We start from the raw sequence: 8,016 nt of genomic DNA on the forward strand, positions 1-8,016 counted from the left end.
ATTATATTTGGTCATAAAAACACCCCCGAAAATTAGATTTTTACTCTAACTTTCGGGGGTCGGTACCAATAAGCGAGGGCTGTTTTATTGATATTATGTATGAGGGAAACCCAATAAATGGCTGCCACACAGACCGCTTATGTGCATCGTTGATTCACACATTTATTGGGGTTTATTCCCTCCTAGCATATAATTATGTTCTTTCGTAGTACATTTATACCTAAAAATTCAAAAATGCGCGAAACCATTGCAACGACTACCAATAACAGGCAGTTTATGTGTTTAACTTTTCACACGTTTACATAGGGTTTACTCGCGCATTATTCACGTAATACTTAACTTGTAATTAGATGATACATTAAATAAGCTAATTTGTAAACAAAAAAGCGACATTTTATCAAAACATCATTCGATGTCTTTTCCAAACATATGTCTTGGGAATTTCTCATGTTGGACTATTTTGGGTTTAATTATTTTAAAACAATGATCATGTCCATACTCATAATATGAATTGATTACATTAGCTAAAAAATCAGCTACTTGGATACAATAAGAATTATGAGATTCGACATATGAAACGTTAATTTTGACATCCAGTTTTAACTCGTAATTTATTTTTATAGAAATATAGTTTTTAAAAGAATGAAGGGATTCAACCTTTATAGATCTTTTATCTAAGAATATATCTATTTCGTTAACACATGATCGTTTTGCAACTGGCACAATTATAAAATGAAGCAGAAAGTTATATAATAGATTTTCATCTTCTAGTAGTTTTCTATTTACATAAGGTAAATCTGCTGTTGCGTAGCGAATTTTTATATCCTTTGTTACTATACGCCTTAATATATAGTCTTTTATTACCGGGAATGAATCACTTGCTTTAATTTCTCTATTCCCCGTCAAATGCGGGAACTCTTTTTTCACTTTCAAACAGGCTTTTTTCATCACATTTATAAGCGGCTTGGTATTATGGGTTTCTACGCAAGCAATTGTAAAGTATCTACCTTTTCTACCCATGTTACCAGATTCATCAAAGTTAAGTATTACCTTTGTCATATACAAACAAATCCTTTCTAATTTTCCCCCGATAATCATAATAACACAGCCCTATATCCTAACCCAATACTGATTGTCGATAAAGGTTGAAAAATGTATGTATTAGCCCCACAGGAGTGAGGGCTATTTTTACTCATTCTCTATTTTCTTAATCCATTTATAATATAATATTACACTTATGAGCAAGAAAGGATTAACAATTGCTGAATACCATGTATGCCACCACCCATAGTTAAAGTAACCCCAAGGTTCAGGTAGCAACGCAACAAGTTCATAAAATGTAATGGCTAAAACCCATATAGCAAGGTACAATACACGTTTGTAGATTCCTTTATCAAACGGGTACCAATTAAGAAATATCATATTAACTGGGGGAATTAACACAGTTACAGCTAGTAAATCCCTCCATTCAGGCGCTTTATCAAAATACCAATAGCCATGATATTTTATATCAATTATGTAATCAACAACCATTTGGAAAACAATTGTAAATGTCCATACATGAATCATTTGATTTTTAGTAAGGCGTTTGTTTTTCGCAAAGGCTATTAAATTAAAAACAAAAATGGCGATAAGAATCCCAATCATTAGTCTGACTCCTTTTTATTAATACCCTTTTCTATAACAGAAGAATTATTCACCGCCTTTTTATAAAACTAACCCGAATGATAATGGGACACGAAATAAGTAAGTGCTCTTACCGTTTGGTAAGAGCACACGAAGGCCCCATTGAGGATAGGGATAGGCATAATCATTGGAGTGATTGCCTATACACTAATTTATATCCTGCAAGATCAAAAATAATACTTCCGAAATTGTGAGCGATATTTTCATTTTACTCTTAATTTCTGGCCAATCTTTATCAAATTCACATTGGAAAGTTTATTCCAAGATTTAATCTGCGCTTGTGTGCTGCCATACTTAGCAGCTAGCCCCGACACCGTATCTCCAGACTTTACCACATGATACTTCTTAGCCGTTGTTTTCTTCTTTGGTGCAGATCCGGTAACTTTTATTTTCTGGCCAGCGTATATCTTATTTGCGTTTTTAATGCCATTCAAGCTTGCCAGCTTGTTAACAGTAGTTCCGTACTTCTTGGCAATACCGGACAGCGTGTCTCCCGATTTGATTGTATAAGTTGATGTTTTTGCGGTAGTTGCTTTGGCCGCCGCTTTCTTTGGTGCTTTCAACTTCAATTTTTGCCCTACCTTGATAACATTTTTATTCTTTATCCCATTCCACTTAACTAGATTGGCCACACTAACACCAGACCTTGCAGCTATTTCGCTTAAGGTGTCTCCTGACTTTACTGTATATGTGGCGCCGGAAATTTTATTGCTTACTTGCTTCGAACCAATTTGTGTTTTAGGTTTGTCCACATGTTGTACAATCTCGCTCCATGCTCCAGGTGCCTTCTTAATATCGTTTCTATCAATGGCAACACCAGCTACGACAATGTCATTTTGGTATTGGTGCATATGGATGAAATCAGAAATCCTGCCACCACTCCAAGCATAGGTTTGCCAATAATAATCGCATAATCCTTTAACAGCTTGTATTACATCAAAAGAACCATACATACCCACCTTATAATCCTTTAAGGTTGCTTTTAAAGATTTAACATAACTTTTGATTGCAGGCATATGCTTTTGCTCTGCCCCAAAATCCACAGCAAAATAAATAGCCGACCCTTTGGGCTGGCCGACTACTTTTGCATATTTCTCTGCTTCTTTTGCATCTAATTTCGCTTGGCTCTCAGTATGATATCCTGCATAGTTGGCACTCTTTTGAAAGATGCTTATTAATTTCAGCCCAGCGCTTTGGATTGCTTGTGCCTCTGCTTTATCAAATGTTTTCCAGTTGTTACCCAGATACCTAGCTACATAGTCGAATCCCTGTTGCTTTAATTTCTTTGCACTTGCCGCTGTTAGTTTGGTGGCGCAATCGAATCCTTTTGTCATTTTTCATCGTCTCCTTTTTCCGAAGTGAATTCTTCTCTGACTTCTTCTGGAAGTGTTTTGCTGCTGTTTTCGATATTTTTTAGCTTTTCGGCCAGACCAGTTGGTACGAGTACACCAACGTCAGCTAAATTTTCAATGATAGATAACCCTTCATTCGCCAAATAAAAAAGAACAGTCGCATATGCAACCATCCCATTTAAATCCAACACCTGATCCACTACATTTGCCAAAATGATAACAACCAATACAAGCACCTTTCTGGCATATCCGAACAGTGATTTTCTACTCCACAAATTTTTATTTTTCCAAGCTTTGAACAAGCCTGTTACGATGTCCAGTGCCATCAGCAGCAACAACAAATGCAAAAACTTTACCTCTCCGAATAAATACAGTCTAGCAGCTTCTAAATGTTCCAAATTAAAACCTCCCACACAATCATCTCCTTATTCATATTTGATTGACCCCCTTTAAACATTTTCTATCTCGTACCATATAAATAAGCCGTCACAGTGATCCATGACGGCTAGGGCAGTGTGCGCTGCCCTCTTGTATTAAAAAAGCACCGCAATGGGTGCACAATAAATATAACTTTTTTTATTTATTATTTCTATGGTTGTTATATCTTTCAACCATTTTTTTTACAAAACTTTCATCAGGATAGACAATTTTAGCAAATTCGATTGAAAAATCTTCTATTAATGAAATATAGTTTTCAATAAAAGAGTCGCCTAGGGTTATTTCATCGTTTTCAATTAAGAAGTCATAACGTACAGACATCTTACGTATATTTGAATCGGCTTCTCCACCAGCATGAACAAAGCGATTTCTAATTCTCATCATGTCCTTTATATAATCCCAGCCTTTAAGGTTGTTAATCTCGCTAAAACCTTCCTTATATAAGAAGCTTTTTGAAATACTTATTACCCTTTTATCAGCATTTTTTCTTGCCTTTATTTCAGAACCATAACTAGAATACCTTTCTTTCCTATCATTAATCACACATGCTGTTTTAACCAAGTTTTCAATGAATGAACACAGCGCAGTTAGTAATGAAACCCTCATTATATTCCTGAAAGAACGGTACTTATTTCTTTCTGATACCCGTTTTATTATCTCAAAATCGAGGGGGATAGCTCTCCCATCTTTATTTTGGGGATTTTCGCCTAATTCTAAAATACTGCTTTCAAAGGTGTTTTCTACGTAATTGTTATACTCTCTGAAATATGCCAGGTCTTTTAGTACCGGGTATGACATTTTAGCTGATGCTAGGCGTAGACCCCTGTTAATTTCTTCAATGCTTTGATCCGTCATCTTATCTCCTCCCATCTTACTATCGACAGAGGGAACAAAAGTCCTTCCCGTCTAAGCTGATTTATGGTTACTTACCTTCTTCTTTTCTATAAGCAAATTGATTAATTCTACTCCGTATGAATTAATTTCAGCTGACTTCCTGTATTTTGAATCTAGAAAACGATACATAAAAAGTATCATTATCCAAAATACAAACAATGCAAGAGGAGTTAAAATTGAAGAAGTTTTGTCCGGTTGTACAATAGTTGTAAACAAACAAGATAATGCAACACCTATAAATAATACACCAATTTCCATCGCCTTGTTATGTTCAGATTTGGATACCACCTTAGCTCTCAACATTTCGACGTCAAATATTTTCTTATTTTTGACACTTTCATTTTTAAAATGGGTTGAATTTTTAAGCATTTCATCAATTTGATATTCTAAAATTTTTATTTCATAAATATTGTCTTCCATTAGGTTACCCTCCCACCAAATATATCGGCAGAAAAGGGGGAATGCTTTAAAATAAAAATTACGCCTCATCAGCGTTCAATTAAATCTTCTCGACCTTCTGCTTTCAAAAGGGCCCGTACATCTTCTCTCCAAATGCCGGGAACACGTTTGAATGTCCAGTTTCCTTCGATGATTTCTGTCGCAAACAGCATAGCCAACATTTACTCACCTCCTTCAAGCGCCGCGATTCTTTCGGCTAGTTCTAGTATTGCAATTGACCGGACTTCCTCTTTCGACGGCTTCTTTTTATCGTTTTCCTCAAGTAGCTCTTTATTACGTTCTTCATCAAAGACAAGATTACCTTCCACGTATTTCCAAGCATGGGAGTCACTTTCAAAGAAATCATGACCCTTGTCGATTTCTAGCTCGACCTCATCATCTTTTGAACGAGTGCTTCCCCAACCATCCACATAGCCCTTGTCATCAGTCTCAAAATATATTTTTACCATTCCAGAACCTCCGTTAGGGCTTGATTATGGTTATCTCCTGTACTATTACTGTTGTGTCCTTCCATTCGGTCGTCATATACATAGAGATATTTATAAACCACTGGACCCCATCTGTCCGCCAACAGCACCCGTACACCTCGACCCTTAAGATTTTTAGGGATAAGGGTTGTCTGATAATTACTGTCAACTCTACCAGACCCCTTGGCATACCGTTGCCACTGTAATATCCAGCCATTGCGACACTCACTTAAAGTTTTCGCCGGTTTTACAACTTGACTTGCAGTAGGGTACCGTTCTCCAGCCCATAAAGACATTTGTTTACTGTCCAAAATATAGTTCCCTTTTGTGATTTCCCAAACACTATCCTCTGGATCATATACCGCTGCGCTTTCGTCCGCAATCATCTGTACACCGTCGCACTGGACCCAGCTAGCGTTTCCACCAGAAATAATAACTTCCAAAGAGTCCCCAGTACCAAACGTACTCGGCACTTCAAATGTCGTGGCATGACGTTCAAACGCATAATCATCCCGAACGGGGGAGAAAGTTGAGTTAACGATCTTGCTTTGCCTTGTTCCCATAGCGTTAACGTGCCATATCTCAATACGCGGAATACCCCCGCCTACTGTATTCCATTGTCGTTTAAAGTGCGCTGATACAGTATAAACCGACCCTGCACCTACACCTTCATACACATACTGCCTAACGTAATGCGCATTCCTGACAACGATTGCCCTTTCGCCAAATATCGGCAAACCTTCTTTTTTAGCAGGTCCAAATTGCACCGCTACTTTAGGGCTACCGACCACCTCCCAACTTGTCTTATCATAAGGATCATTTTTGATATCATGGTCAATCCAATTACGCTGTATACTATCACTCTGCAAATCATCGGCCGTTTTAACAAGTTCAAACGAGTGGTCTTTAATGACGTTTCTTTTTGGAGTGACACTATACAATGTGGATGTGTGGTCGTCCTGTATTTTCAAGTCGTCATTTAGTACAGACACTTTGCCGAATGTACCACTAGCGCCCTCTAAATCACCAGCGTATTTTGCATTTCCCTTTGTATCGAAATAAAGAACATCTTCCCATGGGGCTGTCTTGCTTGCCCGACGTTGGGTGACATAACCCAGCGTGCTATTCATGACAGTACGAACCAGACCATCACCACGGGCTGTCATGAAACCTTCTTGATTCGTGATAGAAACCCCGTTATAGTCCTTACCTTGCATAATACCGTTAGCTTCCATAAAATCCTCTGCATCGTTTAAAGCATCAATATAGGCAGCTTCAGAAACTTCGGTTGCGTGTTCTTTAGCGTTTTTTTCCGCTTGATCGGCTTTCTTGTCGGTGTATGCTTGTTTATCCTCTGGCGAAGAATCATAAGCACTGGCAACATTACCTTCTTCAAGCTGTGGCTCAAACATAGAAAACTTGGTTGTCGTTCCTTCTGGTTTTGAATTGTCGTAACGGATATACAACCTTGTTTCTATAAGATACTTGTCACCGGTTTTGAAGTGTATTTCGCATTTTTGGTAGTTGTTCGTTACTTTTTGGCTTACAAAAGTACCACCCATCGAAGTCCTTCCGGAGCCGTCAGAATCGTATTCCCAAGGAACAAAATAGATATTATCAATTCCCGTACCGTGATAAACCCATGCAGAAAACACATATTCCGTATTAGGTTTTAGCGTCAGATAGTGGTTTCCGTTTTCTTGTGGATTCAAGACATATTCTTTTGAGCTGCCATCGACTTTCGACCAATATCTCAGTGTCTTCCTTCCGTCAAAAGGGCTTCCGACCAAGTTAACCGTTGTTATTTCCGGTGTACCTGCGTTCTTCGTATACCAGTAGTTGTCTAAAACCTCTTTAATATCCACTGTTTCGTAATCCGTAAATGGCCATAAGTTTCTGCCCCCGGGTTTGACGTTGTCATACAGTGGGGACCACGTGTAATCAGCAGGATTACTGCTTTCCGTTGCAGCAGTCTTGTTATACGCCAATCCTAGATATCGTTTATCTTCCGGGCTGTCGCTCATGCCATTTCCTTTATCATCATCGGCGTATTTGACCCAGGTAAAGCGGGGCTGTCCATCCTTTCCCGGTTCACCCGGAACACCTTTGTCGCCTTCTATTTTCGCCCACTCGTAATCAGCATACTTGGTTGATTTAGTTGGTGTCGTTTTATTATAAGCAAGACCAATATACTTCTTGCCGTCCGGGCTATCTGACATACCAGATGTCGGTGTATCGGCATATTTAACCCAAGTATATAGTGTTTGACCATCTTTCCCCGGAGGACCTTGCACGCCTTCTGGACCTGGCTCGCCATCCTCGCCGTCAAACACGTTACTTATCGTGATTCTACCGATTGTCATCGTTGTTCCATCCTGCGACACTTCTACTTGATACGTCACTTTTTCGTCGATATCAGATGCTGCCACACTGACTGATTTCCCCGAAGCACTCCAACCGCTTACAGGTACACCCCGTTTATCTCGCTTTGTCCAGTAGTAGTTATAGATGGAAGCGTCTTGGTCAACTTCTTCGCCGGACAAGAACGTTTTAACAGTTAATTCTGTTTCCCCTTCACCGTTTTTAAACACGTCACCGGCACTGGATAAAACCGTTACACTGATAAGCCTTGCCAATTTGCGGCGGATTTCGGCTTGCAGCTCCTTCCAGATTGAACGAATTTCTTCTTCGGTGTATTCGATATAATCGCCAAGTGTAAC

The 8,016-nt window shown here is 38.8% G+C and carries 9 protein-coding genes; all 9 read right to left on the minus strand.

Annotated elements, in window-relative coordinates; all coding sequences use genetic code 11:
* Positions 1-405: 405 nt before the first annotated feature.
* The gene (locus ACFSMW_RS10500; RefSeq protein WP_390355461.1) at positions 406-1,059 is read right to left on the minus strand and encodes a DUF3800 domain-containing protein; all 654 of its coding nucleotides are present in this window, start codon (positions 1,057-1,059) and stop codon (positions 406-408) included.
* 129 nt (positions 1,060-1,188) lie between these two features.
* The gene (locus tag ACFSMW_RS10505) at positions 1,189-1,647 is read right to left on the minus strand and encodes a hypothetical protein (RefSeq protein WP_390355462.1); all 459 of its coding nucleotides are present in this window, start codon (positions 1,645-1,647) and stop codon (positions 1,189-1,191) included.
* A 242-nt stretch (positions 1,648-1,889) separates the two neighbouring features.
* On the minus strand, positions 1,890-3,020 hold the full coding sequence (locus ACFSMW_RS10510; RefSeq protein WP_390355464.1) for a LysM peptidoglycan-binding domain-containing protein: 1,131 nt from the start codon (positions 3,018-3,020) through the stop codon (positions 1,890-1,892).
* Positions 3,017-3,436, minus strand: coding sequence for a phage holin family protein (locus ACFSMW_RS10515; RefSeq protein ID WP_390355466.1), 420 nt, complete (start codon positions 3,434-3,436; stop codon positions 3,017-3,019). The genes ACFSMW_RS10510 and ACFSMW_RS10515 overlap by 4 nt, the downstream gene beginning before the upstream one ends.
* Before the next feature lie 178 nt (positions 3,437-3,614).
* Positions 3,615-4,331 (minus strand): hypothetical protein, encoded by a 717-nt coding sequence (locus ACFSMW_RS10520; RefSeq protein WP_390355467.1) that lies wholly within the window; start codon positions 4,329-4,331, stop codon positions 3,615-3,617.
* Positions 4,332-4,382: 51 nt separating this feature from the next.
* Positions 4,383-4,790, minus strand: coding sequence for a hypothetical protein (locus ACFSMW_RS10525; protein WP_390355469.1), 408 nt, complete (start codon positions 4,788-4,790; stop codon positions 4,383-4,385).
* 68 nt (positions 4,791-4,858) lie between these two features.
* Entirely contained in the window at positions 4,859-4,990 is a 132-nt protein-coding gene (locus tag ACFSMW_RS10530; RefSeq protein WP_390355470.1) for a CD1375 family protein, read from the minus strand.
* A complete protein-coding gene (locus ACFSMW_RS10535; protein WP_390355472.1) occupies positions 4,991-5,278 on the minus strand; it encodes a hypothetical protein in 288 nt (95 codons plus the stop codon).
* Positions 5,272-8,016 (minus strand): hypothetical protein (locus ACFSMW_RS10540; protein ID WP_390355474.1); only part of this gene is annotated, 2,745 nt, incomplete at its 5' end. The genes ACFSMW_RS10535 and ACFSMW_RS10540, both read right to left, overlap by 7 nt.

Source organism: Tigheibacillus halophilus, assembly GCF_042683165.1.
Classification (GTDB): Bacteria; Bacillota; Bacilli; order Bacillales; family Amphibacillaceae; genus Tigheibacillus; species Tigheibacillus halophilus.

What these genes read in the sequence shown, in the direction of transcription:
- ACFSMW_RS10510 (WP_390355464.1), bottom strand. Translation starts at nt 3,020, where the DNA reads ATGACAAAAGGATTCGATTGCGCCACCAAACTAACAGCGGCAAGTGCA.
- ACFSMW_RS10500 (WP_390355461.1), bottom strand. Translation starts at nt 1,059, where the DNA reads ATGACAAAGGTAATACTTAACTTTGATGAATCTGGTAACATGGGTAGA.
- ACFSMW_RS10525 (WP_390355469.1), bottom strand. Translation starts at nt 4,790, where the DNA reads ATGGAAGACAATATTTATGAAATAAAAATTTTAGAATATCAAATTGAT.
- ACFSMW_RS10505 (WP_390355462.1), bottom strand. Translation starts at nt 1,647, where the DNA reads ATGATTGGGATTCTTATCGCCATTTTTGTTTTTAATTTAATAGCCTTT.
- ACFSMW_RS10535 (WP_390355472.1), bottom strand. Translation starts at nt 5,278, where the DNA reads ATGGTAAAAATATATTTTGAGACTGATGACAAGGGCTATGTGGATGGT.
- ACFSMW_RS10530 (WP_390355470.1), bottom strand. Translation starts at nt 4,990, where the DNA reads ATGTTGGCTATGCTGTTTGCGACAGAAATCATCGAAGGAAACTGGACA.
- ACFSMW_RS10520 (WP_390355467.1), bottom strand. Translation starts at nt 4,331, where the DNA reads ATGACGGATCAAAGCATTGAAGAAATTAACAGGGGTCTACGCCTAGCA.